We start from the raw sequence: 22,829 nt of genomic DNA, 5'->3' as shown, positions 1-22,829 counted from the left end.
CACTTTCTTGTAGGGGCACGTTTGAGATTCGCTCATATACGAATCAACAACTTACGCGACGAACTGTCGAACTCGGGGGAGATCGGGAAAAAGGGAGGCGGGGCGATACTGTTGCCGACTCCCGACTCCCGACTCCCGACTCCCGACTCCCGACTCCCGACTCCCGACTCCCGACTCCCGACTCCCGCCGCTCAGGCGTACGAAGGCGCAAACGCCTGATCCGCCGGGCAGTTTTTCGCTGCGTTCCAGTAGGGCGAGATCTGGCGCAGCTGGGCGATGATGGGAGGCAGGGCTTCGATCACGCGCTCGACTTCCTCGGCGGTGTTGTAGCGTGAGAGCGAGAAGCGGATCGTGCCGTGCGCGGCGGTGTAGGGGATGCCCATGGCGCGCATCACATGTGAGGGTTCCAGCGAGCCGGAGGTGCAGGCCGAGCCGCTGGAGGCGGCGATGCCCAGCTTGTTGAGCAGCAGCAGGATGGCTTCGCCTTCGACGTATTCGAAGGCGATGCTGCTGGTGTTGGGCAGGCGGCAGTTGAGGTCGCCGGTGGGGAAGGCGTTGGGCACGCGGGCGAGGATGCCGCGCTCGAGCTTGTCGCGCAGGTAGCGCACCTCATTGTTTTCGGTGTCGAACTGGCTCATGGCGATTTCGGCGGCCTTGCCCAGGCCGATGATGGCGGGCGCGTTCTCGGTGCCGGGGCGGCGACCGCGCTCCTGCTGGCCGCCGCGCAGCAGCGGGCGGAAGCGGGTGCCACGGCGCAGGTAGAGCACGCCGATGCCCTTGGGCGCGTGCAGCTTGTGGCCGGAGAGCGAGAGCATGTCGATCTTCGTGCGCTTGAGGTCGATGGCGATCTTGCCCACGGCCTGTACCGCATCGGTGTGGAACTGGATGCCCATGGCGTTGGCATACTCGGCCATTTCTTCCACCGGAAAAATGGTGCCGGATTCATTGTTGGCCCACATCACCGAGACGATGGCAACCTGGTCTGACAGCAGTGACTTGTATTCGTCCATGTCGAGGCGGCCGCGCTTGTCCACCTTGAGCTTGTGCACCACATAGCCTTCCTTCTCGAGCTGATCGCAGAGCGCCAGCACGGCGTGGTGCTCGACCACCGTAGTGATGATCTGGCGCCGCTGCGGCTGGGCCTTGAGGGCGGAGAGGATGGCGGTGTTGTCCGACTCGGTGCCGCCGGCGGTGAAGATGATCTCGTGATCATGCTCGGCGCCGATCAGGCGCTGGATCTGGCCGCGCGCCTGCTTGATGGCGAGGCCGACCTGATTGCCGAAGCTGTGGATGGAGGAGGCGTTGCCGAACTGCTCGGTGAAGAAGGGCAGCATGGCTTCCACGACGGCCGGATCGCAGGCGGTGGTGGCGTTGTTGTCGAAGTAGATCGGTTTCATGTTAGGGCTCCCGGGGGCAAGGGGCGGAGGGGCGGGCTGGGCCGCGCTCAGTTGCTCATTTCCATCTGCGAGGCAGGCAGCAGGCGCACGTATTCGCCCAGTTCCTCGAAGAGCTTCTGCTGGATCGAGCCGAGCGTGGCGGCTTCGAGCGCGCAGCCCATGCAGGCGCCCTTGAGATTCACGTAGATGTTCTTGCCGATGATGTCGACCATCTCGATGTCGCCATGGTCACGCTGCAGCATCGGGCGGATGCTTTCGATCACTTCCTCGATCTTGCGCATGCGGTGGATGTTGGTGAGCTTGGGCTTCTCGCTGGCGGCCGGGGCGGGGGCTGCTGCGGCGGCGACCTCGGCGACAGCTTCCGGTTCGGGCTTTTTGATCGTCGGCGCTTCGCACTGGGCGGCGAGGATCTTCTCCAGCACGCCTTCGATTTTCTCGTGACAGGAGGCGCAGGCGCCGCCGGCCTTGGTGTAGTGGGTGACCTGCTCCAGCGTGGTGAGGCCATTGGCACGCACCACTTCCTCGATCATGGCGGAGTCGATCGCGTAGCACTTGCAGATCAGCTCGCCTTCCTCGTGATCGTCGCTCCAGCTCTCGCCGCGATAGTTCGCGATCGCGGCCTGCAGGGCTTCGCGGCCCATCACCGAGCAGTGCATCTTCTCCGGCGGCAGGCCATCGAGAAAATCGGCGATATTCTGATTGGATACCTTCAGCGCCTCGTCCAGCGTCATGCCCTTGATGATCTCGGTCAGCGCCGAGCTCGACGCGATGGCCGAGCCGCAGCCGAAGGTCTGGAAGCTCGCGTCCAGGATCACCTCGGTTTCGGGCTCCACCTTGAGCATCAGGCGCAGCGCGTCACCGCATTGGATGGAGCCGACGTCACCGGTGGCGTTCGCACCTTCGAGGGGGCCGGCATTGCGCGGGTTGAAGAAATGCTCTTTGACTTTTTCGGTGTAATCCCACATTGCGTCATCTCCGTGAGGGGCTAATCGTCTGAGCTGACTTTCGCAACACCCGTGCCAAGCGATGAAAGCCTTGCAGGACAAGGCATGGGACGATTTTTGTGGGGTTTGCCTGTCGGGTTTGCGACAGCTGCGAGGGCTTCAGCCCATCACGCATTCATAGGCGCGGCGCAGCAGCTCGCGTTCGAGCGGCGGCCGGTCCTGCGATTCGAGCAGGTCGATGAAGCGGCCGTGCAGCAGGCGGGCGATTTCGAAAGGTGGATCGATGGCGGTGAAGCCGGCGAGCAGCACCGGTGTAACCCGGCCTTCATGAATCAGCTCTTCATAGAAGTCGTGCTCCGCTTCCAGTGCCGTGGGTGCGAGCCCGAGGCGCCGGACCGCCTCCGCCGACCATGCGGATGGCATCGGGCGCACGCTGTGTGCGGTGTGGGCGTTCTCGCGCAAGGTCTGCGGTTGCGGCAGCGGATCGAAGACCAGCACGCCGCTCGGCAGGCACAGGAAGCGCAGGCGAGCGCTGGTCGCCTGTTTGTGGAACAGGATCAGGCGCGGCCTCAGGTCCGGCTCGCTGGCGGGCTGCATGGGCGAATGGGAGGGCGTGGCAGCCGGAGCCGCCACGCCGCATCGGGCTCAGGCCGCCAGGGGCATCGGCTTGTTGGTGAAGCAGGCCTTGGGGCAGACCCGCGAGCAGGCGCCACAGCCGGTGCAGTCATCCGGGTTGGAGAGCGCCATTACCGAGGAGATGCTTTCGCTGTCGTCATCGGCGTCTTCGTCGATGTCGTCCTCGCTGCGATCGATGAGTTCCAGCACGTCACGCGTGCAGACCTTGTAGCAGCGGCCGCAGCCGATGCACTTCTTTCCGTCTAGCGACACGGCGAACTCGGGGGTCCAGGGCTTGCCGCCACGGGTAACGGAGGTGATAGGGTCCATGATCAGATTCCTGAAGGTGAAGGTTGGTGAAAGGAAAAGCGCTTCAAGGGTTCTCTCCGGGTGTCGCGGCTTGCTTGAGGCGGGCGCTGGCATCGGCCCAGGCCTTGCAGGCTTCGTAGGTCTTGCCGGAGATCTCCGGCAATTCGTGAAAGGCGGCGGGCAGGCGGTCTTCCACGAGGTCGTGGAGTTGCCCCGCCCACTCTGAAGCGATGCGCTTCAGGCGGCGGACTTCGCGGTCGAGTTCTGCGGCGTCGGTCATGCCGGTGTCCTCAGAGGCCGGCCACATCGGCATGGCGGCCGACCAGCTCGAGTGCTACCGAGAGCTGCTTGTCGGCTTCGGTCTTCATCTTCGAGAAGCTCTCGAAGCCGAAGCGATGCACGTCGCGTAGCGCCCGATCGAGTGCCACCAGCTTGCCGACCGTGATCAGCACGCGGCCGAAGCCCTCATGCGAGAGATGGACCAGCGGCACGGCCATCAGGCCGCATTCCTTTTCGATGAGCACGGCGATGGCGTTGTAGAAGGCCTTCACCCGCGAGAGCGTGCGCTGGTCCGGGTCGCCCAGCAGGGGAATTGCGGCGCGTGCTTCCTTGCTCAGCACGAAGGGCGCGAGCTGGATGTCGATCGGCTTGCCGTCGTGCATGCCATAGGAATCGAGTGCGCGCATCTGGCGCAGCATTTCGCGCATGAAGTCGGTGTCGAAGATCGGGTCGATGGCGAGTGGGCGGTTCATCGGGTGGGGCTCCGGGGCTGGGTCTCAAAGGGGGCGGTGATGCAGGGTTCAAAGTGCTCGCCATCCAGCCGGCGGGCGAGGCGCCGCGCGCTGGCGAGGCCAGCGAGCAGGCCGGTTGCCGCACCGAGGATGGCGCCGCTGTCCTGGCCATTGCTCCATTGCCCGAGGGCGGCGCCGGCGAGCAGGGCGAGGGCGGGCAGCAGCCAGGCGAGCAGTGCTGCGTGATTGAGGCGGCCGGCGGGCAGGGCCAGCGTGACGAGGTCGCCGGGCTTGAGGCCGGGCCCGGCTGGCAGGGCGAGGGTCAGCTCGCTGCTGCCGCCATGGCAGGCCTTGCGGCTGCCGCACTGGCTGCAGGCCGGCGCGGTGTCTACCGTGACGATCATGCTTTCGGCATGAAGCGAGAGGATGCGTCCGCTGCGCTCCATCATTCTTCCCAGCCTTCCTCGACCATGCGGTCAAAGCGCGCAGGGTCGTCATCGCGATTCAGCAGTTTGTCGATCCAGGGCACGCCGCCGTCGCGGATCGCACCGGAGAGCGCCTGCAGCAGGGCTTCGACCGGCTGCGGCGCATCGAGCTTCATCGGCTGGATGCCGGCCGCCAGCAGCTGGCGCACGGCCGAGCCTCCTACCGCCAGGCAATACACCGCGTCGCAGCCGGAGAGCGCACCGATCTTGTCGGCCAGCTTGTTCTCGTTGCCATCCATGGCTTCCGGCGCGAAGGCCATGACACCGGCAAGCCGGGCGCGGGCGGCGTCGACGGCATACAGCACGAAGCCTTCGGCGGAGCCGAAGTGCTGGTCGACCTGCACGCGGTCTGCGCTCGCAAACGCGATCAGCAGCGTGCCGGCTTCGCGCTCAGTGGCGGACCAGGCCAGCGTGAGGCGGCGTTGCGGCGAGTGCGATGTCATGTCCGGGCTGGCTGCCCGGCCGCAGGACGGATCGGTAGACAGGCGTGTCATGGTGGTTCTCCAGGACGAGATTGGCGATGTCGAAGAGGGCCTGGCGCGCGGCGCGATAGCCCACCCAGGGCCGGACGCAGTCGCCCAGCCGGTCATACACCGGGAAGCCGGCACGCAGCAGCGGCAGGCCGAGGCGGCTGGCGACCTGGGCGGCGTGTGCGCTGCCGATCACGAATTGCGCCTGCTGGCGGGCGGCTTCGCGTTCGAGATCCTGCAGGTCGCCGATCTGGACGCGCGCCAGCGGCAGGCGCTTGAGGATGTCGGCGCTGACCGGGCTGACGGCCGCCACGACTTCCGCACCGCTGCCGGCGAGCAGGGCCTGCATGCCGGCAATGAGGTCGGGCTCGGCGGCCAGCGCCACGCGCAGGAAGCCGGTCATGAAATGCGCGTCGACCATCGCGTCCTGCAGTTGCGCGCGATGGCGCTCGATCTTCTCGGGCACCGCCACGCCGGCGATCATCGACAGGGTCTCGGTGAAGAGGTCGCAGGCGTCGAGCCCCATCAGGTGATCGAAGCGGTAGTCCGGCACGCCGGTGCGGGTGCGCAGCGCATCCGCCGCGCGGCCCAGCGAGGCGCCGATGACCAGCGTGGCCACCGATTCGCCCATGCTGATGATCTCGTCCCGCGGCGTGCCGCCCAGCGTGAGCGAGGTATATTCGGCTTCGATCAGGTGGCCGTCGAGCGAGTCGCCCAGGTCCGGCAGCATCACCGCACGCAGGCCGAAGCCTTCGATCCAGTCGCGGATCACTTCAAGGTCGCCCGGTGTCAGCGAGGCATTGGCCAGCACATTCACCTGGCGCCGGCGGCGGCCGGCATGCTGGCTCACCGGCACCAGGGTCTCGATGATCGCTTCCACCGCCTGGGCGAAGCCGGTTTCCAGGCTGCCGGCATAGTCGGGCGTATTCACCGGCACCACCACCACATGCGCATGCTGCGGATACTGCAGGCGGAAGCTGCGCAGCAGACGCTGGATGTCGGTGCCCTGGGTTTCGGAGAGCCCGGTGGTCGGCAGGCCGATCACATCCGGCCTGCTCTTTTCGCACAGCGTGCGCAGGCCCTCGATCACGTTCTCGTCCGAACTCATGACGGTGGCAACATGGTCCATCGCCGTGGTCTGCAGCGGAATCGGCTCGCGGAAGTGGCGCACGAAGAAGACCTTGCCGAAAGCGGTGCAGCCCTGCGAGCCATGCATCATCGGAATCGCCCGGCGCAGGCCGAGGAAGGCCAGCGAAGCGCCCAGCGTGGCGCTGGACTTGAGCGGGTTGACCGACAGCGGCTTGCTGCGCTTGATGATGTCGCTCATGCGGCCTCCTGTGTTTCACTCAGAGCCGGCAGCGGGCTGCTGCCGGCAATTGCCGGGGCGGGCAGATCGACCGGCGTTCCGGCCGCCTTGCTGCGTGCCCAGGGGGAGGGCTTGCGCACGGCCGCCCAGACCGAGCTTTCCATCGTGAGCGCGAGCTGTTTCGCGAGCTCCAGCATGCCGATGTAGCCGGCATAACCGAATTCGCGCTCCTGATTGATGTCGAGAAAGGGGATGCGCGCCTTCAGCGCCGTGTAGAGGTTGCGCCCCCCCGCAATCAGGATGTCGGCGCGCAGATCCTTGAAGGCGCCGAGCAGGGCCTTGGGGCTGCCATCGTCGATCATCAGGGTGTCATCCCCCATCAGTTCGCGGATGCGCGCCTTGTCTTCCGCGGTGGATTTCTTGGTGCCGGTGGCAACCACCGTCATGCCCAGATCCTGCAGGGCCGAGACGATGGACCAGGACTTCACGCCACCGGTGTAGAGCAGCACGCGGCGGCCGGCGAGGCGTTCGCGCCAGGGCGCCAGTGCGGCGTGAATGGCGGCTTCCTCGCGGGCGATCAGTGCTTCGGTGCGGGTGACGAGATCGGCGTCCCCGATCAGGCGGGCGAAATCGCGAAAGGCCTGGCTGGTGTCCATCACGCCATAGAAGCTGCCCTCGAAGAAGGGGATATGCCATCGTTCTTCGAGCTTGCGCGCCACGTTCAGCAGCGCCTTGGCGCAGACCACCATGCTGGCTTCCGCCCGATGCATGGTCTGCACTTCGGCAAAGCGGGCGTCGCCGGAGAGCGAGCCGAGGATGCGCAGACCCAGTTCATCGAAGAGCGGCGCCACATTCCAGAATTCGCCGGCGATGTTGTATTCGCCGATCAGATTCACGTCATGCACGGTGAGGCCGGGCAACTCGGGGCGTGGCTCTGGCTCGCGGGTGCCGATCACATGGCGGATCATGGTCTCGCCCGCGATGCGGTTGCCCAGATTCTTGCTGCCATAGAAGCCGGCCGAATCCACCGGCACCACCGGCACGCCCCAGCGCGCCGCGGCCGCCTTGCAGACGGCGGCCACGTCGTCGCCGATCACCGCGGTCACGCAGGTGGTGTAGACGAAGACGGCTGCCGGCGAATACTCATCGATGGCCTGCTTGATCGCGTGCAGGAGGCGCTTTTCGCCGCGCCCCATGATCACATCCTGCTCGGTGAGGTCGGTGGTCATGCCGGTACGGTAGAGCGCCGGGCCGGAGGAACGGGTGCCGCGATTGTCCCAGGAGCTGCCGGAACAACCGATCGGGCCGTGCACGATGTGTGCGACATCCGCAATCGGCAGCAGCGCGATCTGGGCGCCGTCGAACACGCAACCGCCGGCCGTCGCTCCCGGCTTCGGGCGCGCGCAACCGGCCTTCTCCTCCGCCTTGTTGTGGGCGCAGGCCGGCTCGTCTTTCAGTGCGGCGATCTCGGAGGCTTTCATGACATCAGCTTCCCGGTGAATGGACAGACAGCTCATCGCAAAGCCTGTGCCCGCCCATGAAAGCCTTGCCGTACAATGGTTTCGGGTGATTGGTGGGCTGTGGCGAACACGACAAAATGTCGGCTTCATGTCGGCAGGCAGGGCTGCGTGCTGAGGACTGAGCCTGCCGGGCTTGGAGTTCACAACACGCAGCACCCATTCGTAGGGCGCACTGAGCGAAGCGAACTGCGCCGCGGAGCTTAAATCGGGGGCGGGATTTGCCGACGGGCTCCGACTTGGCGTGGTGCGCAAGCGGAGGTGGCGTGTTGCCGGGCTTCGGCGCGATTCGCTGCGCTCATGGCGCCCTGCGGATCATGCGTTTCGCCCTGGCGGGCTTGGAGCTCACAACACGCAGCACCCATTCGTAGGGCGCACTGAGCGAAGCGAACTGCGCCGCGGAGGTTAAATCGGGGGCGGGATTTGCCGACGGGCACCGACTTGGCGTGGTGCGCAAGAGGAGGTGGTGTGTTGCCGGGCTTCGGCGCGATTCGCTGCGCTCATGGCGCCCTGCGGATCACGCGCTTCGCCCTGGCGGGCTTGGAGTTCACAACACGCAGCACCCATTCGTAGGGCGCTCTGAGCGAAGCGAACTGCGCCGCAGACGTGAAATCGGGGGCGGGATTTGCCGACGGGCACCGACTTGGCGTGGTGCGCAAGCGGAGGTGGCGTGTTGCCGGGCTTCGGCGCGATTCGCTGCGCTCATGGCGCCCTACGGGTCACGCGCTTCGCCTTGCCGGGCTTCGGGCATTCAGCACCCAGCACCCGGAACCCGGCCGGCATTCCGCGCCGGCATCGGGAAACTGGCCTGCTCCTTGCAACGGCTTTCGCGGAGGTGTCTGTCATGAATGCTCCCGAGTTGTTGTTGATCGATCCGATTCCGCAGAGCGGCATGCCGATGGATGCGCTGGATCTGCTGGTGATCCGTTGCGGGCTGGCTGCGTCGCAGCGGGTGGGCGCGCGGCCGCTGGTGCGCGGGTTGGGGCCGGAGGCGTTTGCTGCGATGTGCGCCGCTTGCGTGCCGGGCGAGGCGCTGGAAAACGGCGCCGCGGAGCGACCCGTTTTCGATGAGTTCGAGGAGCTCTTCGAGCTCCTGATGGAGCATGCGGCACCCCTGGATCAGACCGGCATCTGGCTTTCGGCGGTGATTGCTACCGCCGCGCAGCGTGACAATCATCTCTGGCAGGACATGGGCCTGCCTTCGCGACGCGAGCTCTCTTCCATCCTGCGCCAGCGCTTTCCGACCATCGCCGCGCTCAATACCGGCGACATGAAGTGGAAGAAGTTCTTCTACCGCCAGCTCTGCCAGCGCGCTGGCGTGCCGATCTGCAAGTCGCCCAACTGCACGGACTGCGTCGATCATTCCGTCTGCTTCGGGCCGGAGCTCTGATGCCGGGCTGCTGTGTGAGCGACGCGGTGCTCGCCGCGATGCTGGAAGAAGACGCGCCTTTCGGAGACCTGACCACCCGCAGCCTCGGCATCGAGGCACTGCCGGGCCGCCTGGTCATGCAGGCCCGCGGGCCGATGTGTCTCTGCGGCAGCGAGGAGGCGGCGCGGATGCTCTCGTTGGCGGGCGCCACGGTCAGCGAGCTGCGTGCTTCCGGCAGCCGCCTGCAGGCGGGCGAGCGCATCCTGCAGGCGAGCGGTACGGCCGGTGTGCTGCATCTGGCCTGGAAAACCGCCCAGACGCTGATCGAATATCTCTCCGGCTTCGCTTCGGGCGCGGCCGACATCGTGGACGCGCTGCGCGCGGCGGGGCACCGGCAGGCGCTGGCTTGCACCCGCAAGAATTTTCCCGGCAATCGCCGCCTGGCCGCCAAGGCGATGATCGCTGGCGGGGCAGTGGCGCACCGGCTCGGATTGTCGGAAACGCTCCTCGTGTTTCCCGACCATCGTGTGTTTGTCGACAATGTGAGCCTCGCGGCACGCTTTGAACAAATCCGACAGGCCTGTCCGGAAAAGAAGCTGGTGGTCGAGGCTGGCGATCTGGACGAGGCCTTGCGTCTCGCCCGCTTCGGCGCCGACGTGATCCAGCTCGAGCGCTTCAGTCCGGATGCCTTGGCCGAGTGCCGCTGGCTGCTGCAGGCCGAGGGCTTGCAGCCCCTCCTGGCGCCTGCCGGCGGCGTGACGCTCGCCAATGCGCTCGCCTATGCCGGGGCGGGCGCCGATTTTCTGGTGAGTTCCGCGCCCTACTTCGCGCTGCCGCGGGACGTGAAGGTCAGCTTCCAGCCCATCTGATCCCAGCCTGAACGGCGTCGTGCTGGCATGCTTATCGCTATATACAAACAAACATAGCGAATCCGGAAGGCATCATGAATCTTCATCCTTTTTCACGCAGCGCGCCGCTCGGCAATTCTTCGCGGACATGCGAGGAGCATGACTGGCGAAGCGGTTTGCCGCTGGCCTGGCTGGCGCAGGTTGTTCGACCGGTCTTCTTCACCCGGCATCGCGAATACGAGATCCGGGCCGAGCGGGTACTGGGCTACGAAACCGAGGATCAGCCCTGCTATTGCCGGCATGAGGTAGTGATCACCGAACTGCGGACCGATGACGACGAGCACTGGTTCATGATGCCGGTCTATGCCGAGCACCTCGCGGGCTGGCGCCTGGTGGACGATCGCTGGCTGATCCGCCGCCAGGTGTCCACCGGGGAGGACTGCAGTCAGTCCCGTGCTTTCTTCACGCTCGCCACGGAGATGCCGCGATGAGGTGTGCCACCTCTGACGCGGCATGTACCGTCAGATTGCCGGCTGGGCGAGTGGTGAGGACTCGCCGGTCCGGTGCAGGGGCGCGATCAGTCCCGGCTGCCGATGATGACCGACGAAGCCTTGATCACCGCCGTGGCGGGGCTGCCTTCATGCAGGCCCAGTTCGGTCGTGGCGTCGCGGGTCACGCTGGCGAAGATCTCGGCGCCGCCGGGCAGCGCGATCACCACTTCGGCGCTGATCGGGCCGACCGCCAGTTTCTTCACGGTGCCGGTGAGGCAGTTGCGGGCAGAGAGCTTCACGCCGCTGCCATCGGTCATGACCATCACGCTGCTGGCTTTCACGACAGCGACTACCGGCTTGCCGACCACCAGACCGAGCGCGCTCACGCTGCCCTGGGTGATGGTGCTGACGAGCGTGTCTCCACCGGTGGTGGTGACTTCCACTTCGGCACTGACGGGGCCGCTGGAGAGGGCGCTGATGCGGCCTTCGAACACGTTGCGGGCACTGATCTTCATGGTGGCTGCCTTTCATTGAAGCTGAGGGGAGAGGTGCGGTCACTGTATCGGCTCAGCGCGCGACGGCTCCACTACAGCGCGCAGAAAAAGAGGCTGTCAGGATGCGCCGGTTTGCCCGTTTTCGCTATTTATATGGAAATATAACGAAATGAACAGACCGGGATCGTTTTCCATGAGCAAGGGCAGGATGATCGGGCGCTTCGGCGTTGATCTGGCAGCGGGCAGTTTTCTGGGCGACACGCGCATCCGGCTGCTGGAGGCGATCGAGCTGACCGGCTCGATTTCCCAGGCCGCGCGCGAGGTGCCGCTCTCCTACAAGGCTGCCTGGGATGCCGTCGATGCGATGAACAATCTTGCCGAGCAGCCGCTGGTCGAGCGTGCGGTCGGAGGCAAGAACGGCGGTGGCACGCAGCTGACCGATTACGGCCGGCGTGTGGTCACGCTCTACCGGGCGATGGAGGCGGAATACCAGCAGGCGCTGGACCGCGTGACCGCCAGTCTCTCGAACGCCGATGCGGCCGACCCGCAGGCCTTGCGCCGGCTGATGCGCAGCGTGGGTGTGACGCCCAGCGCGCGCAACCAGTTCGTCGGCCCGGTCACCACGCTGCGGGCGGGTGAGGTGACCTTCGAGGTCGGCATCCGCTTCGATGGCATGAACGAGATCGTGGCCCAGGTTTCACGCGAGGGCGCCGAGCAGCTGCAGCTGGGCATCGGGCGCGAGCTGCATGCCTGGGTCAACTCCTCCGCCGTGATCCTGATGATCGACGAGAAGCTGCGCATCTCGGCGCGCAACCAGCTCTGGGGCACGGTGAGCCGCATCCATGAGGGGCCGGTAGCGGTTGACGTGGTGCTGGCACTGCCGGCCGGCCGCACGGTGAGCGCGCTGATCACGCGCGAATCCCTGCGCGAGCTCGGGCTCACCGAAGGCATGCGGGCCTGCGCGGTGTTCAAGGCCTCGAGCGTCACCCTGTGTTCCTTCGATTGAGTTGCCCGTTTTCCCCTTGAAAGAAGAAAGGTTCATGCGATGAAAATCCTGCTTTCCCTGCTGGCCGCAATCGGCCTCGTGGCACCCGCGCTGGCCGATGAAGTGAAGGTGGCGGTGGCGGCCAACTTCGCGGCGCCGGTCAAGAAGATCGCGGCGGATTTCGAAGCGGATACCGGCCACAAGGTGGTGATCTCGACCGGCTCGACCGGCGCTTTCTACGCCCAGATCAGGAACGGCGCGCCCTTCGAGGTCTTCCTCGCGGCTGATGATGAAACGCCGGCGAAGATCGAGGCGGAAGGCGCCGGGGTGAAGGGCAGCCGTTTCACCTATGCCATTGGCAAGCTGGTGCTGTGGAGTGCGAAGCCAGGCTATGTGGACGACAAGGGCGAAGTGCTGAAGAAGGGCGACTTCGCCAGGCTGGCACTGGCCAACCCGAAGACCGCGCCCTATGGTGCGGCCGGCGTGGAGGTGCTGAAGAAACTTGGCCTGGCCGAGAGCCTGCAGGCGAAGATCGTGCAGGGCGAGAACATCACCCAGGCCTGGCAGTTCGTCTCCAGCGGCAACGCGGAGCTGGGCTTCGTCGCGCTCTCGCAGGTGTGGGAGAACGGCAAGCTGACCGGGGGCTCGGCCTGGATCGTGCCGGCCGCCGACTATGCATCGATCCGCCAGGATGCGATCCTGCTGGCCAGGGGAGAAGGCAAGCCCGCAGCGGACGCCTTTCTCAAGTACCTGAGGGCGGACAAGGCCCGTGCGGTGATCAAGTCCTACGGCTACGAGTATTGAGCTTCCGTGCTGAAGGCAGGCTGCAGGCCGGAGGCGCCGGCGCCCGCTTTTCACTGACCGTTTTTCCGACCCGACAAAGATGCCCGATTCACAGGACCTTGCAGCCGTCTGGCTGACCCTGAAGCTTGCCGCCACGGTGACCGTGCTGCTGTTGCTGCTCGGCACGCCCCTGGCATGGTGGCTGGCGCATACGCGCTCGCGGCTGCGCAGCGTGGTGAGCGCGCTGGTGTCGATGCCGCTGGTGCTGCCGCCGACCGTGTTGGGCTTCTACCTGCTGCTGGTGATGGGGCCAAACGGCGTGGTCGGTCAGGCCACCCAGGCGCTGGGACTGGGCCTCTTGCCCTTCACCTTTCCCGGGCTGGTGGTGGCTTCCACCTTCTATTCGCTGCCCTTCGTGGTGCAGCCGATCCAGAACGCCATCGAGGCCATCGGCCCGCGTCCGCTGGAAGTGGCGGCGACCTTGCGCTCACGCCCGCTCGACACCTTCTGGTCCGTCGTCGTGCCGCTGGCGCGCCCCGGCTTTCTCACCGCAGCGGTGCTGGGCTTTGCGCACACCGTGGGCGAGTTCGGCGTGGTGCTGATGATCGGCGGCAATATCCCCGGCCAGACGCGGGTGGTCTCGGTGCAGATCTTCGATCGTGTCGAGGCGCTGGAGTATTCGCAGGCGCACTGGCTGGCGGGCGGCATGGTGGTGTTCGCCTTTGTCGTGCTCTTCCTGCTCTATGCCCTGAACCCCGATTCGCGGAGGAGGCCGGCATGAACGCCGCGACCACGCTGGCATTGCGCGTGCAGCATGCCTATGCCGGCTTTTCACTGGATGTGGATCTGGCCCTGCCGGGTTACGGCGTGAGCGTGCTCTTCGGCCACTCCGGCTCGGGCAAGACCACGCTGCTGCGATGTGTGGCCGGGCTGGAGCGAGCAGGCCGGGCCCGCATCACCCTCAATGGCGACTGCTGGCAGGACGAGGCCGGCCACTTCACGCCGACCTGGCAACGCGCCATCGGCTATGTGTTCCAGGAGGCGAGCCTGTTCCCGCATCTGGATGTGCGCCGCAATCTCGCGTTCGGCATGAAGCGGGCCGGCGGGGTCGTCAATGACGATGACATCCGCGCGATGGCCGATCGCTTCGGTATCGGCTCGCTGCTGGGACGGATGCCGGATCGCCTCTCCGGCGGCGAGCGGCAGCGGGTTGCGATTGCCCGCGCGCTGCTGACACGGCCGCGCCTGCTGCTGATGGACGAGCCCTTGTCCGCGCTCGATAGCGCGCGCAAGCAGGAGATCCTGCCCTATCTCGAGCGCCTGCATGACGAGCTGGAAATCCCGATGCTCTATGTGACGCACCAGATCGAGGAGGCTGCACGTCTGGCCGATCATCTGGTGCTGATGGCGGGCGGCCGCGTGATGGCCGCCGGCGCGCTGACCGACACGCTGGCGCGGCTCGATCTGCCGCTCGCCCGCGATCAGGAGGCGAGCGTGGTGATTGCGGCCCATGTGCTCGATCACGACAGTGCCTGGCATCTGACGCGATTGGGCTTTGCCGGGGGCGAGCTGCAGGTCTCGCAGCGCAGCCTGGCCGCGGGTACGCCGGTTCGGGTTCGCATCCTGGCGCGTGACGTGTCGGTGGCCACGACGCCTGACCATGCCAGCAGCATTCAGAACCGCTTCCCCTGCACGGTGACCGGCATCGCGCCCGCAGACGATCCCGCGCAATGCCTGGTGGGGCTGGAGGCGGGTGGGGTGGCTCTGATCTCGCGTGTCACCCATCGCTCGGCCGCCCAGCTCGGGCTGGCGCCGGGGCTGGCGGTCTGGGCGCAGGTCAAGGCCGTCGCCTTGCTGGAGTAATCCGCTGTGCCACTGGCGTACAACTTGCTGCATGACGGCGTCCTGTTCCGGTCATTGAAGGAAGTCTGCCATGCGTATCGCCGTATCCTCTCCCGATGGTCTGCGTGTCTGTGGTCATGCCGGCAAGGCCCGGCGCTGGTGTGTCCGCGAGGCGGACGGTCGCCGGCATGATCTGCTGCTCGCCCGTGAGCAGCTCTTTCATCACTGGGCGGGTGAGGCCGGCAGCCACCCGCTGGAGTCGGTCGATGTCGTCGTGACCGGCAGCGCCGGCGAGGGCTTCGTGAAGCGGCTCGAAGCCCGGGGCGTAAAAGTGCGGGTCACCGGCGAGAAAGGCGTCGAGCAGGTATTCGAGGCCCTGCTGGCGGGGCGTGCGCTGGCCGCCCCGCCGTTCAACCCGCTGCGGCTGGTGTGCAAGCTGCACGATCTTTTCCGCCGGCACTGAGCCGCCGCGTACTGCCGCCCGGCTTGCAGTAAATGCAACTGTGTTGCATTATTGGTGCTCCGGTTGTCGCGAATCTCCTGCAGCCGGTTTGTCTGCCGAAAGCCTGCTGCCATGCCTCCTGTTCCGTCTCGTTTTCACCGCCCTGATCCGCCGGGGCTGCTGGCCCTGAGCGCGGCCCTGCGTCTGTCTGCCGCCATGCTGCTGATTGCCCTGTTGTGGTCCGGCGTGGTCTGGGCCCTGTCGGCATGAGCAACGCGATTACCCTGGAAAACGTGACGGTGGCCTACCGCCGTCATCCGGCGCTGCATCATCTCAGCGGCGCCTTTGCGAGCGGCTCGCTGAGTGCCGTGGTGGGGCCCAATGGCGCGGGCAAGAGCAGCCTGCTCAACGCGATTACCGGCGCCGTACCCCTGAGCGGCGGGCGCATCACGCTGGCTCCGGAACTGCGCGAGACCGTGGCCTACCTGCCGCAGCGCTCGGCGATTGACCGGCAGTTTCCGTTGCGGGTGGACGAGCTGGTGCAGCTTGGCGCCTGGCGGCAGAGTGGCGCTTTCCGCGGCGTGACGCGCGCCCTGCGCGAGGCCGCGGCCGAGGCGCTGGCGCGTGTCGGGCTGGAGGGCTTCGGCGCGCGGCTGATCGGCGAACTCTCTGCCGGTCAGTTCCAGCGTCTGCTGTTTGCCCGCCTGCTGTTGCAGGACGCCCGCCTGATTCTGCTCGACGAGCCTTTCAATGCGGTGGACGAGCGCACCGTCCGCGACATGCTGATGCTGGTGCAGCGCTGGCACGGCGAGGGCCGCACGGTGATTGCGGTGCTGCACGACCTGGCCCAGGTGCGTGCGCATTTTCCGCAGGCGCTGCTGCTGGCGCGCGAGCCGATCGCCTGGGGCGAGACGCGGACGGTGCTTGGCGCCGACAACCTCGGCCGCGCCAGGATGCTTTCCATGGCCTGGGATGAGGCGGCGCCGATGTGCGGGAGGGCGGCATGAGCGTGAGCATGACCGGGATGTTCGATCTGGCGGTCGGCCCCTTCATCGAGTTCGGCTTCATGCGCCGGGCACTCGTCGCCTGTCTCGCGCTCGCGCTCTGCAGCGGGCCGATGGGCGTGCTGCTGGTGCTGCGCAGGATGAGTCTGGTCGGCGACGCGATGGCGCATGCGCTGCTGCCCGGTGCGGCGGTCGGCTTCATGTTTGCGGGCTTCTCGCTGGGCGCCATGAGTGCGGGCAGCTTCGTGGCGGCAATGCTGGTGGCGCTCGGCGCGGGGGCAGTGGTGCGGCTCACGCCGCAGCGCGAGGACGCGAGCTTTGCGGCTTTCTATCTGATCGCGCTGGCCGCCGGGGTGATGATCATCTCGCTGCATGGCAGCAGCGTGGATCTGATGCATGTGCTCTTCGGCGCGATCCTGGCGGTCGACGATGCGGCGCTGCTGCTCGTCGCCTGTGTGGCCAGCGTGGTGCTCGCCGTGCTGGCGCTGATCTACCGGCCGCTGGTGGTGGAGTGCTGCGATCCGGAATTCCTGCGCGCCCTCGGCGGCCGTGGCGGTCTCTACCACCTGCTGTTTCTGGGCCTGCTGGTGGCGACGCTCGTCAGCGGCTTTCAGGCGCTGGGCACGCTGATGGGCGTCGGCCTGATGATGCTGCCCGCGGTGAGCGCGCGCTTCTGGGCGCGTTCGGTCGGCGGCATGGCCAGCGTGGCAGCGCTGATGGCCTTCGTCTCCGGCTATGCCGGACTGCTTGGCTCGTATTACGCGGATCTGCCTTCCGGCCCGGCCATCGTGCTGGTCGCGGGCGGGTTCTACCTTTTTTCGCTGGTGCTGGGGCGCCATGAGGGCATCCTCGGCAGCCGCATGCGCCGGCACCTTCACAAGGAGTCCTGATGAACATGCCGGTCCGTTTCCTCTTGCGTCTTGGCGCTGCACTGCTTGCCTGCTTCTGCCTGCTGCCGGCGCGTGCCGCCGATGCGCCCCTGAAGGTGGTGGCGAGCTTTTCCATCCTGGCGGACATGGTCAGGGCGGTGGGTGGCGATGCAGTCAGCGTCTCGATGCTGGTCGGCCCCGATGGCGACGCTCATGTCTTCGAGCCGCGCCCGGCCGATGCGCGCCGCGTGGCCGGGGCGGATCTGGTCGTCGTCAACGGGCTCGACTTCGAAGGCTGGATGACGCGCCTGATCCGCTCCGCAGGCTATCGGGGCAAGGTGGTCGTGGCTTCGCGCGGGGTGACGCCCCGCAGGATGGCCGAGGCGCATGATCATGCGCATGGCCCTGCAGGGCAGGCGGCTCACGGCAGTGTGGATCCGCACGCCTGGCAGGATCTTGCCAATGGCATGGTGTATGTCGAGAACCTGCGCGCCGCACTGGTGGAGGCTCGCCCGGCGCAGGCCGGGGCGATCAATGCCCGGGCCGCGGCCTATGCCGCGCAGCTGCGCGAGATGGATGCCTTCGTGCGCGAGACGCTGGCCCGCGTGCCGCTTGCGCAGCGACGGGTCATTACTTCGCATGATGCTTTCGGCTACTTCGGCGCAGCCTATGGTCTGGAGCTGCTCTCGCCGCAGGGGCGTTCAACCGAGAGCGAGGCTTCCGCCGCGGACGTCGCCCGGCTGATCCGCCAGATGAAGGCGCATCAGGTGAGGGCCGTGTTCGTCGAGAACATCAGCAACCCGCGCATGGTTGAGCGCATTGCCCGCGAAGGGGGCGGCGTGGTCGGCGGGCGGCTCTATTCCGACGCGCTCTCTGCCGACCCCGTGGCCGACAGCTATCTGAAAATGTTCCGGCACAACGCGACGGTACTGGCCGGCGCGATGCTGGCGCGCTGAGCGGCGGACCGGCCGCCGGAGCAGGGAAACCCCTGCATCCGGGCGCCGGGGAGTCGCCCGTATAATCCGCGCTCCCCATTCTCGCAGCAGGGTCATGAGATTCCGTTTCTGGCCATTTGCCATCCGCAGGGTTGGCCGGCTCGCCACACGCAAGCCGGCGCCGGCACAGACCCGGCGCAGCAGTCCGCTCAACCGCATCCTGCAGCGCGCCTGGTACGCCACGCTCGCCCTCGTGCTGCTGGTGCTGCTCGGCACGGTGGGTTTCGTGCTGATCGGCGAGGGGCGGGCGGATCTGTCCGATGCGCTCTACATGACGCTGATCACGATCTCCACCGTCGGCTATGGCGAGATCGTGCCGCTCCAGGGCGCGGGCGGCCGGATCTTTGCCGGCCTGCTTTCACTGATCGGTTTCGGCACGGTGACCTTTCTCTTCACCAGCCTGACCTTTTTCTTCTTCGAGAATGACTTCGACATCAACCTGCGGAGGCACCGCATGAGAAAGAAGATCGATGGCCTGCGCGACCATTTCATCGTGTGCGGCTATGGCCGTGTCGGCCAGAACGTCGGTACCGAACTCGCGCTGAGCGGCCGCCCTTTCGTGGCGCTCGACGCCGATCACCAGCGTCTGCATGACGTGGCCGAGCGCGAGCCGGAGCTTGTCTGGCTGCATGGTGATGCGACCGATGATCCGGTGCTGATCGATGCCGGTATCGAGCGGGCGCGCGGCATTTTCGCGGTGAGCAATGACGATGCGAAGAACATGATGATTGCGCTCACCGCCAAGCAGCTCAATCCCTCGATCCGCGTCGTGGCGCGCTGTCTGGAAGCCCGCAACGAAGCGAAGCTCGCCAAGGCTGGCGCGGACCAGGTGATCCTGCCGGACTTCACCGGCGGGCTGCGCATCGTGGCGATGATGATCCGGCCGCGGGTGCAGCATTTCATGGAGGAGATGCTGCGCTCGGACAACCGCATCCGCATGGAAGAGGCGGTGGTGCCGGCGGGTTTTGTCGCCTGCCGGCTCGACAGCCTGCGCAGGTTCAGCCCGAATTACATCATCATGGCCGTGCGCGTCGGCAGCGACTGGCACTTCAATCCGCAGGGTGACTTCGAACTGCAGGCGGGCCATGTGCTGGTGGCCCTGACCAACCCGGCCGGCCAGCAGGAGTTCGAGCGCATGCTCGGCTGAGGGTCAGTTCGCCGGGCTGCCGGTGCAGCGATGGCGGGTGTCCGGATGAGGCAGATTGAGGCAGTAGCGCACGTCACGCCGATGGCCGCCGGCCGGGCGGGCGTCTGCGTCCTCGTCGCGACTGGCCCCAGGATGCAGGCCGAGGAGACGGCTGACCCGGTCCGAGGCGTGGTGCAGTGCTGGTTGTGGCGCCTCGGCGCGCAGCGCGCCCAGATTCGTGGCGAGCTGATGCAGCAGCAGCGCCGCACAAAGGGCCACGATCAGGCTGGCGCTGCCGAAGGCGAGATGGCGGATGGCCGTATCGAATGACGAATGTGCTTCCGCTGCGTCCTGTACCTCGTCTGCGGTCATGTCTTCTGCATTCATTGCGGCGCTCCGGTTTCGATTCGTCCGCAAGCATGCGGATCCCGGTGCCGGCGGGCACCCGTGCAAGGGTTGCAGACCGTGTCACGCCGCGGCGCCGGCAGGTCCACATCCCGCACCGCTGCGGGCTCGCGGGCGGAAAGTCAGGAATTGCAACATCGGGGCGTGTGGCGGCCGGTGCACAGCGGCAGCGCGGCACGGGCCGGATCCGACAGCCGACCGGTGTCAGCGCCGGCGCTGCGTCGTATGCTGGCGTCCACGGCGGTGCAGGGCGGCGCGGATGGCCGATCTGCCCTCTGCCGGGGCCGGCACGCCTCAGGGCGGAGGCCCGTGTGCCGGACGCCGCTCCATCGGGTAGAAACAGCGGGCTTGCGGCCAGCCGCAATGTCTTCCGGAGCAATGGATGGGTCAGGATTCCGGCTCCGGTTTTGTCACGTTTCAGTCAAGGCGCAAAAGAAATGAATGACGGGCTCGCGATGACTTTCAAACGATTCGGCGGTGCAGTCTCGCTGGGGGCTACGCTGGTGCTCGCAGGCTGCGGGGGCGGTGGCGGCGGGGGAGGTGGCGCTGCGGAGAGCGTCGCGGTCGCCAGTTCGTCATCGGCGGCCAGTGCGGCGAGCAGTGCCAGCAGTACGAGCAGCGCGGGCAGCAGTTCCGCTGGCTCGAGCAGCTCGGTGGCCACCGTGTCTGCGACCCTGGCGGTGGCCTGCAACCGCGTCACCGATGCCAACTGTGGCGCCACCAGTGCCACCCAGTACGCCGGCAGCGGCATCGGGGTCTGGTCCGCGACCGGCGGCACCAGCGCCGCGAGCCTCAACTTCAGTCTGAGCGGTGTCAGCGGCAAGACCGTTACCCTGATCTGGACCAACACCTCCACCGCAGCGCAAAGCGGCATCGCGAGCACGGCCAATGTGGTCGAGGGCGACAGCAGCGCGGCGGCGCGCTTGCGCGAGATCCAGTCCGCCACCCAGGCGACCACGGACGCGACCCTGGAGGCCTCACGCAGCGCGCGCCTGGCCGGCGTGATGGCCAGCAGTGTTGCGACGGTGAGCGCCGCCTATGTGACCGGCGACAGCCGGAGCTGGTACGAAGCCGTGAACGCGACCACGCTGACGACGACCCTGCGCAAGCAGGTCAGCCTCAGCACGGGTCAGTTGCTCAACATCTGGGTGCCGGACAGCGAATGGACCACCAGCGGCGCGAGCTACAAGGTTACCCAGAGCCAGGTCGATGCGCTGGCGACGAAGTTCGCCCGTTCCGGCAACGGCATCTTCGATATCGCGACCACGGTGGCCGGCGCGCCCTGGGGTTCAACCGGCAGCAGCGCGCTGATCGCCAGCACGCAGGATGTGAATATCGTCGTGACCAACTTCGTCAGCGACAACACCGCGGGTGGCCTGGTCGGCTATTTCTACGAGCTTAATAACTACAACAAGGGTTCAGGCATCTTTGCCAACAGCAATGAGGCGTTGGTCTTCTTCATCGACTCCGAGACGCTCGCCAGCAGCAGCGCTTCAGCACAGGACCTCATGGCCAGCGTGCTGGCACATGAATTCACCCACATGATCAACTTCTATCAGCGCACGGTGCTCAAGGGCGTGCGCTTCGAAACCTGGCTCGAGGAAGTCAGCGCGATGATGATGGAAGACATCGTCAATCCGCAGATCGTGACGACCTACAACGATATCCGCGATTCGCGCCTGCCGGGCTGGCTGGCGAGCGGCATCAACAACTGCAGCCTGACGGCCTATGTCGAGTCGACCAGCAGCAGCTGCTTCAGCTACAGCATCGGCGGCGCCTATGGCGCCTACCTCCTGCGCCAGTATGGCCTGAGCTTCTACCAGAGCCTGCTGCAGGGCACCTCCTCCAGCGCCGTGACCGCGCTCGATACCGCGATCAAGGCCAGCGACAGCACGGCGAGCTTCGCCACCAGCGTGAAGCGCTGGGGCGCGGCGATCGCGCTGCTGGATGCCAGTGTATTGCCGACCGGCTATGGCTATCCGGCCAGGGCGATCACGGTGGGCAGCAACAGCTGGAACCTGCCGGCACTCAGCGGGCCGACCTACGCCAGCATGCGCAAGATTTCCTCCACGCTGCCCTCCAGCCTGAATGCCTATGCGCATGCCGCGCAGACCTTCAGTGCGAGCGGCTCGAGCTTTACCCGGACAGTCATCATTCCGGCCAACACCACGCTGACCGTGGTGGTGAATTGAGGCCGGTCGCGATGCTCAGCGCGCTGAAGAAACTGCCCGCCGCCCTGGTCGCCTCGCTGGCCCTGGCGGCGTGTGCGGCCGCCCCTGCAAACCGCCTGCATCACGGCGTGCTGCACCTGGTCGGCAACGCGCCTTTCGTGTCGCCGGTGCTGGACGACGAACAGGGCCGGCGCTGGCCCCTCGAAGGCGTGGACAAGGCGCAGGCCCTGGCTTTGCAGAACCGCCGGGTCGAAGTCGAAGCCGGCCCGGCGGGTGCCAAAGATCCCCTCGGCGGTCAGCCCATCCTGCAGGTCCGCCATATCCGCCCGCTCGACTGAGCGGGCGGTGGCCCCGGTCAGAAGGCTTTCGCGACGCTCACGAACACCGTCTTGCGGGCGATGTCGGAGTCGGTGCTGGCGTTCTTCAGGCTGATGAAGTTCTTGTAGGCGTCCGGTTCGCTGCTGCCGGAGTAGAACACGCCGACCGAGAAGCCCGCCGGCAGCGCCTTGGTGACGCCCAGCTTGTAGTAGGTGATGTCCAGCCCGGTGGCATTCTTGATCTTCTGGCGACCGATCTGGCCGCTCACATTCCAGCCCTCGGCCACGTCATAGGCGGCGTTGAGTTCGTAGAAGGTGGAGCCGCGCGTGCTGCCGGTGACGCCTGCGGTGGAGTCGCCTGCGAAGCCGCCGCCGACCGGCGAGTTGTTGGTGCTCCAGCCGAAGTATTCGGTCAGGGTGCGGCCGGTCTTGAAGGTGAGCCACTGGTAGCTCAGCGCCAGATAGGCTTCGGCGGTGTTCAGGCTGTTCGGATCGTTGTAGCCCTCGAAGGCGGATTTCTTCCAGTTGCCGCCGGGGTAGGCGTAATAGACTACGCCAACGTCATAGCCGACGGTGTCGGCGATCTTGTTGCGGTAGCCGCCGGAGAAGTCGGTTTCCATCGTGGCGCCGGGCAGCCAGTGCTTGGAGACGGTGGAGGCGGCAAAGCCGGCGTAGGCGCCGCTGGCGTGATCGGCTTCGGTGGAGAACTGCAGGGCCGGCTTGCCCCAGGATTGCGACTGGCCGCGGAAGATGTAGTCGCTGACGAGGCTTACCGAAGTCGGGAAGGTCCAGGTCGGCGTGTCTTCGGCGCGAGCAGGTGCGGCGGCAAAGAGGGAAGCCAGCAGGGCGGCGCTGATCACGGCAGGCAGGGTGCGTCGGGTCGGGAACATCATGGCTTTCTCCAGGTCGGGTGG

General features: G+C 66.5%; 28 protein-coding genes. 15 read left to right on the top strand and 13 right to left on the bottom strand.

Going from position 1 to position 22,829, the window contains the following annotated elements; all coding sequences use genetic code 11:
• Nucleotides 1-191: 191 nt before the first annotated feature.
• From nifS to nifE, 10 genes are all read right to left on the bottom strand, one after another.
• A complete protein-coding gene (gene nifS / locus ABDB87_RS19655; protein WP_345930280.1) occupies nt 192-1,397 on the bottom strand; it encodes a cysteine desulfurase NifS in 1,206 nt (401 codons plus the stop codon).
• Nucleotides 1,398-1,444: 47 nt separating this feature from the next.
• Nucleotides 1,445-2,362 carry a Fe-S cluster assembly protein NifU gene (nifU, locus tag ABDB87_RS19650; protein WP_345930278.1) on the bottom strand — a complete coding sequence of 306 codons (918 nt, stop codon included), beginning with the start codon at nt 2,360-2,362 and terminating at the stop codon, nt 1,445-1,447.
• A gap of 138 nt (nt 2,363-2,500) precedes the next feature.
• Nucleotides 2,501-2,974 carry a hypothetical protein gene (locus tag ABDB87_RS19645; RefSeq protein WP_345930276.1) on the bottom strand — a complete coding sequence of 158 codons (474 nt, stop codon included), beginning with the start codon at nt 2,972-2,974 and terminating at the stop codon, nt 2,501-2,503.
• Between the two features lie 12 nt (nt 2,975-2,986).
• Nucleotides 2,987-3,286, bottom strand: a complete 300-nt coding sequence (fdxB, locus tag ABDB87_RS19640) for a ferredoxin III, nif-specific (protein ID WP_345930274.1) — start codon at nt 3,284-3,286, stop codon at nt 2,987-2,989.
• A 43-nt stretch (nt 3,287-3,329) separates the two neighbouring features.
• Complete coding sequence (locus ABDB87_RS19635) at nt 3,330-3,545, bottom strand: CCE_0567 family metalloprotein (RefSeq protein WP_345930273.1); 216 nt, start codon at nt 3,543-3,545, stop codon at nt 3,330-3,332.
• Between the two features lie 10 nt (nt 3,546-3,555).
• The gene (locus ABDB87_RS19630; RefSeq protein WP_345930271.1) at nt 3,556-4,017 is read right to left on the bottom strand and encodes a NifX-associated nitrogen fixation protein; all 462 of its coding nucleotides are present in this window, start codon (nt 4,015-4,017) and stop codon (nt 3,556-3,558) included.
• Nucleotides 4,014-4,445 carry a SoxR reducing system RseC family protein gene (locus ABDB87_RS19625; RefSeq protein ID WP_345930270.1) on the bottom strand — a complete coding sequence of 144 codons (432 nt, stop codon included), beginning with the start codon at nt 4,443-4,445 and terminating at the stop codon, nt 4,014-4,016. The genes ABDB87_RS19630 and ABDB87_RS19625 overlap by 4 nt, the downstream gene beginning before the upstream one ends.
• Nucleotides 4,442-4,924 carry a NifB/NifX family molybdenum-iron cluster-binding protein gene (locus ABDB87_RS19620; RefSeq protein WP_345930269.1) on the bottom strand — a complete coding sequence of 161 codons (483 nt, stop codon included), beginning with the start codon at nt 4,922-4,924 and terminating at the stop codon, nt 4,442-4,444. Before ABDB87_RS19620 ends, ABDB87_RS19625 begins: the two co-directional genes overlap by 4 nt.
• Nucleotides 4,872-6,278 (bottom strand): nitrogenase iron-molybdenum cofactor biosynthesis protein NifN, encoded by a 1,407-nt coding sequence (nifN, locus tag ABDB87_RS19615; RefSeq protein WP_345930268.1) that lies wholly within the window; start codon nt 6,276-6,278, stop codon nt 4,872-4,874. The genes ABDB87_RS19620 and nifN overlap by 53 nt, the downstream gene beginning before the upstream one ends.
• A complete protein-coding gene (gene nifE / locus ABDB87_RS19610; protein ID WP_345930267.1) occupies nt 6,275-7,738 on the bottom strand; it encodes a nitrogenase iron-molybdenum cofactor biosynthesis protein NifE in 1,464 nt (487 codons plus the stop codon). The genes nifN and nifE overlap by 4 nt, the downstream gene beginning before the upstream one ends.
• An 880-nt stretch (nt 7,739-8,618) precedes the next feature.
• Between nifE and ABDB87_RS19605 the strand changes: the two genes are divergently transcribed.
• The 3 genes from ABDB87_RS19605 to ABDB87_RS19595 all read left to right on the top strand — a co-directional run bounded on the left by ABDB87_RS19605 (nt 8,619) and on the right by ABDB87_RS19595 (nt 10,482).
• A complete protein-coding gene (locus ABDB87_RS19605; RefSeq protein WP_345930266.1) occupies nt 8,619-9,164 on the top strand; it encodes a nitrogen fixation protein NifQ in 546 nt (181 codons plus the stop codon).
• The gene (modD, locus tag ABDB87_RS19600) at nt 9,164-10,012 is read left to right on the top strand and encodes a ModD protein (RefSeq protein ID WP_345930265.1); all 849 of its coding nucleotides are present in this window, start codon (nt 9,164-9,166) and stop codon (nt 10,010-10,012) included. Before ABDB87_RS19605 ends, modD begins: the two co-directional genes overlap by 1 nt.
• Before the next feature lie 74 nt (nt 10,013-10,086).
• Complete coding sequence (locus tag ABDB87_RS19595) at nt 10,087-10,482, top strand: hypothetical protein (RefSeq protein WP_345930264.1); 396 nt, start codon at nt 10,087-10,089, stop codon at nt 10,480-10,482.
• An 86-nt stretch (nt 10,483-10,568) separates the two neighbouring features.
• Here ABDB87_RS19595 and ABDB87_RS19590 read toward each other — a convergent pair whose 3' ends face one another.
• Complete coding sequence (locus tag ABDB87_RS19590) at nt 10,569-10,997, bottom strand: TOBE domain-containing protein (RefSeq protein WP_345930263.1); 429 nt, start codon at nt 10,995-10,997, stop codon at nt 10,569-10,571.
• Nucleotides 10,998-11,169: 172 nt separating this feature from the next.
• Between ABDB87_RS19590 and ABDB87_RS19585 the strand changes: the two genes are divergently transcribed.
• The 10 genes from ABDB87_RS19585 to ABDB87_RS19540 all read left to right on the top strand — a co-directional run bounded on the left by ABDB87_RS19585 (nt 11,170) and on the right by ABDB87_RS19540 (nt 19,043).
• A complete protein-coding gene (locus ABDB87_RS19585) occupies nt 11,170-11,982 on the top strand; it encodes a TOBE domain-containing protein (protein WP_345930262.1) in 813 nt (270 codons plus the stop codon).
• Between the two features lie 39 nt (nt 11,983-12,021).
• The gene (gene modA / locus ABDB87_RS19580) at nt 12,022-12,765 is read left to right on the top strand and encodes a molybdate ABC transporter substrate-binding protein (RefSeq protein ID WP_345930261.1); all 744 of its coding nucleotides are present in this window, start codon (nt 12,022-12,024) and stop codon (nt 12,763-12,765) included.
• A gap of 79 nt (nt 12,766-12,844) precedes the next feature.
• On the top strand, nt 12,845-13,525 hold the full coding sequence (gene modB, locus ABDB87_RS19575) for a molybdate ABC transporter permease subunit (protein ID WP_345930260.1): 681 nt from the start codon (nt 12,845-12,847) through the stop codon (nt 13,523-13,525).
• Nucleotides 13,522-14,607: a molybdenum ABC transporter ATP-binding protein gene (gene modC / locus ABDB87_RS19570; RefSeq protein WP_345930259.1), complete on the top strand. Its 1,086-nt coding sequence runs from the start codon at nt 13,522-13,524 to the stop codon at nt 14,605-14,607. The genes modB and modC overlap by 4 nt, the downstream gene beginning before the upstream one ends.
• Before the next feature lie 70 nt (nt 14,608-14,677).
• A complete protein-coding gene (locus tag ABDB87_RS19565; RefSeq protein ID WP_345930258.1) occupies nt 14,678-15,049 on the top strand; it encodes a NifB/NifX family molybdenum-iron cluster-binding protein in 372 nt (123 codons plus the stop codon).
• Between the two features lie 111 nt (nt 15,050-15,160).
• Nucleotides 15,161-15,298, top strand: a complete 138-nt coding sequence (locus tag ABDB87_RS19560; protein ID WP_345930257.1) for a hypothetical protein — start codon at nt 15,161-15,163, stop codon at nt 15,296-15,298.
• Complete coding sequence (locus ABDB87_RS19555) at nt 15,295-16,035, top strand: metal ABC transporter ATP-binding protein (protein ID WP_345930256.1); 741 nt, start codon at nt 15,295-15,297, stop codon at nt 16,033-16,035. Before ABDB87_RS19560 ends, ABDB87_RS19555 begins: the two co-directional genes overlap by 4 nt.
• Nucleotides 16,032-16,922, top strand: a complete 891-nt coding sequence (locus ABDB87_RS19550) for a metal ABC transporter permease (RefSeq protein ID WP_345930255.1) — start codon at nt 16,032-16,034, stop codon at nt 16,920-16,922. Before ABDB87_RS19555 ends, ABDB87_RS19550 begins: the two co-directional genes overlap by 4 nt.
• Complete coding sequence (locus tag ABDB87_RS19545; protein ID WP_345930254.1) at nt 16,922-17,857, top strand: metal ABC transporter solute-binding protein, Zn/Mn family; 936 nt, start codon at nt 16,922-16,924, stop codon at nt 17,855-17,857. Before ABDB87_RS19550 ends, ABDB87_RS19545 begins: the two co-directional genes overlap by 1 nt.
• Nucleotides 17,858-17,951: 94 nt before the next feature.
• Nucleotides 17,952-19,043: a potassium channel family protein gene (locus ABDB87_RS19540; RefSeq protein ID WP_345930253.1), complete on the top strand. Its 1,092-nt coding sequence runs from the start codon at nt 17,952-17,954 to the stop codon at nt 19,041-19,043.
• Between the two features lie 3 nt (nt 19,044-19,046).
• Here ABDB87_RS19540 and ABDB87_RS19535 read toward each other — a convergent pair whose 3' ends face one another.
• Complete coding sequence (locus ABDB87_RS19535) at nt 19,047-19,409, bottom strand: hypothetical protein (protein ID WP_345930252.1); 363 nt, start codon at nt 19,407-19,409, stop codon at nt 19,047-19,049.
• 473 nt (nt 19,410-19,882) lie between these two features.
• On the opposite strand from ABDB87_RS19535, the gene ABDB87_RS19530 reads away from it, so the two are divergent.
• Both ABDB87_RS19530 and ABDB87_RS19525 read left to right on the top strand, forming a co-directional pair.
• Nucleotides 19,883-21,619: a M30 family zinc metallopeptidase gene (locus tag ABDB87_RS19530; RefSeq protein ID WP_345930251.1), complete on the top strand. Its 1,737-nt coding sequence runs from the start codon at nt 19,883-19,885 to the stop codon at nt 21,617-21,619.
• 11 nt (nt 21,620-21,630) lie between these two features.
• Entirely contained in the window at nt 21,631-21,936 is a 306-nt protein-coding gene (locus ABDB87_RS19525) for a hypothetical protein (protein ID WP_345930250.1), read from the top strand.
• A 17-nt stretch (nt 21,937-21,953) separates the two neighbouring features.
• Here the strand turns inward: ABDB87_RS19525 and ABDB87_RS19520 are convergent, their stop codons facing one another.
• Nucleotides 21,954-22,808, bottom strand: coding sequence for a TorF family putative porin (locus tag ABDB87_RS19520; RefSeq protein WP_345930249.1), 855 nt, complete (start codon nt 22,806-22,808; stop codon nt 21,954-21,956).
• Nucleotides 22,809-22,829 lie beyond the last annotated feature (21 nt).

Origin of the sequence: Uliginosibacterium paludis, from assembly GCF_039631355.1 — a bacterium.
Lineage (GTDB): Bacteria > Pseudomonadota > Gammaproteobacteria > Burkholderiales > Rhodocyclaceae > Uliginosibacterium > Uliginosibacterium paludis.
This window is presented reverse-complemented; position numbering and strand designations above follow the sequence as displayed.

Bases quoted from the DNA above. Each gene is read 5' to 3' on its own strand.
- nifS (WP_345930280.1), bottom strand. From the start codon at position 1,397: ATGAAACCGATCTACTTCGACAACAACGCCACCACCGCCTGCGATCCG.
- nifU (WP_345930278.1), bottom strand. From the start codon at position 2,362: ATGTGGGATTACACCGAAAAAGTCAAAGAGCATTTCTTCAACCCGCGC.
- fdxB (WP_345930274.1), bottom strand. From the start codon at position 3,286: ATGGACCCTATCACCTCCGTTACCCGTGGCGGCAAGCCCTGGACCCCC.
- ABDB87_RS19635 (WP_345930273.1), bottom strand. From the start codon at position 3,545: ATGACCGACGCCGCAGAACTCGACCGCGAAGTCCGCCGCCTGAAGCGC.
- ABDB87_RS19630 (WP_345930271.1), bottom strand. From the start codon at position 4,017: ATGAACCGCCCACTCGCCATCGACCCGATCTTCGACACCGACTTCATG.
- ABDB87_RS19625 (WP_345930270.1), bottom strand. From the start codon at position 4,445: ATGATGGAGCGCAGCGGACGCATCCTCTCGCTTCATGCCGAAAGCATG.
- ABDB87_RS19620 (WP_345930269.1), bottom strand. From the start codon at position 4,924: ATGACATCGCACTCGCCGCAACGCCGCCTCACGCTGGCCTGGTCCGCC.
- nifN (WP_345930268.1), bottom strand. From the start codon at position 6,278: ATGAGCGACATCATCAAGCGCAGCAAGCCGCTGTCGGTCAACCCGCTC.
- nifE (WP_345930267.1), bottom strand. From the start codon at position 7,738: ATGAAAGCCTCCGAGATCGCCGCACTGAAAGACGAGCCGGCCTGCGCC.
- ABDB87_RS19605 (WP_345930266.1), top strand. From the start codon at position 8,619: ATGAATGCTCCCGAGTTGTTGTTGATCGATCCGATTCCGCAGAGCGGC.
- modD (WP_345930265.1), top strand. From the start codon at position 9,164: ATGCCGGGCTGCTGTGTGAGCGACGCGGTGCTCGCCGCGATGCTGGAA.
- ABDB87_RS19595 (WP_345930264.1), top strand. From the start codon at position 10,087: ATGAATCTTCATCCTTTTTCACGCAGCGCGCCGCTCGGCAATTCTTCG.
- ABDB87_RS19590 (WP_345930263.1), bottom strand. From the start codon at position 10,997: ATGAAGATCAGTGCCCGCAACGTGTTCGAAGGCCGCATCAGCGCCCTC.
- ABDB87_RS19585 (WP_345930262.1), top strand. From the start codon at position 11,170: ATGAGCAAGGGCAGGATGATCGGGCGCTTCGGCGTTGATCTGGCAGCG.
- modA (WP_345930261.1), top strand. From the start codon at position 12,022: ATGAAAATCCTGCTTTCCCTGCTGGCCGCAATCGGCCTCGTGGCACCC.
- modB (WP_345930260.1), top strand. From the start codon at position 12,845: ATGCCCGATTCACAGGACCTTGCAGCCGTCTGGCTGACCCTGAAGCTT.
- modC (WP_345930259.1), top strand. From the start codon at position 13,522: ATGAACGCCGCGACCACGCTGGCATTGCGCGTGCAGCATGCCTATGCC.
- ABDB87_RS19565 (WP_345930258.1), top strand. From the start codon at position 14,678: ATGCGTATCGCCGTATCCTCTCCCGATGGTCTGCGTGTCTGTGGTCAT.
- ABDB87_RS19560 (WP_345930257.1), top strand. From the start codon at position 15,161: ATGCCTCCTGTTCCGTCTCGTTTTCACCGCCCTGATCCGCCGGGGCTG.
- ABDB87_RS19555 (WP_345930256.1), top strand. From the start codon at position 15,295: ATGAGCAACGCGATTACCCTGGAAAACGTGACGGTGGCCTACCGCCGT.
- ABDB87_RS19550 (WP_345930255.1), top strand. From the start codon at position 16,032: ATGAGCGTGAGCATGACCGGGATGTTCGATCTGGCGGTCGGCCCCTTC.
- ABDB87_RS19545 (WP_345930254.1), top strand. From the start codon at position 16,922: ATGAACATGCCGGTCCGTTTCCTCTTGCGTCTTGGCGCTGCACTGCTT.
- ABDB87_RS19540 (WP_345930253.1), top strand. From the start codon at position 17,952: ATGAGATTCCGTTTCTGGCCATTTGCCATCCGCAGGGTTGGCCGGCTC.
- ABDB87_RS19535 (WP_345930252.1), bottom strand. From the start codon at position 19,409: ATGAATGCAGAAGACATGACCGCAGACGAGGTACAGGACGCAGCGGAA.
- ABDB87_RS19530 (WP_345930251.1), top strand. From the start codon at position 19,883: ATGACTTTCAAACGATTCGGCGGTGCAGTCTCGCTGGGGGCTACGCTG.
- ABDB87_RS19525 (WP_345930250.1), top strand. From the start codon at position 21,631: ATGCTCAGCGCGCTGAAGAAACTGCCCGCCGCCCTGGTCGCCTCGCTG.
- ABDB87_RS19520 (WP_345930249.1), bottom strand. From the start codon at position 22,808: ATGATGTTCCCGACCCGACGCACCCTGCCTGCCGTGATCAGCGCCGCC.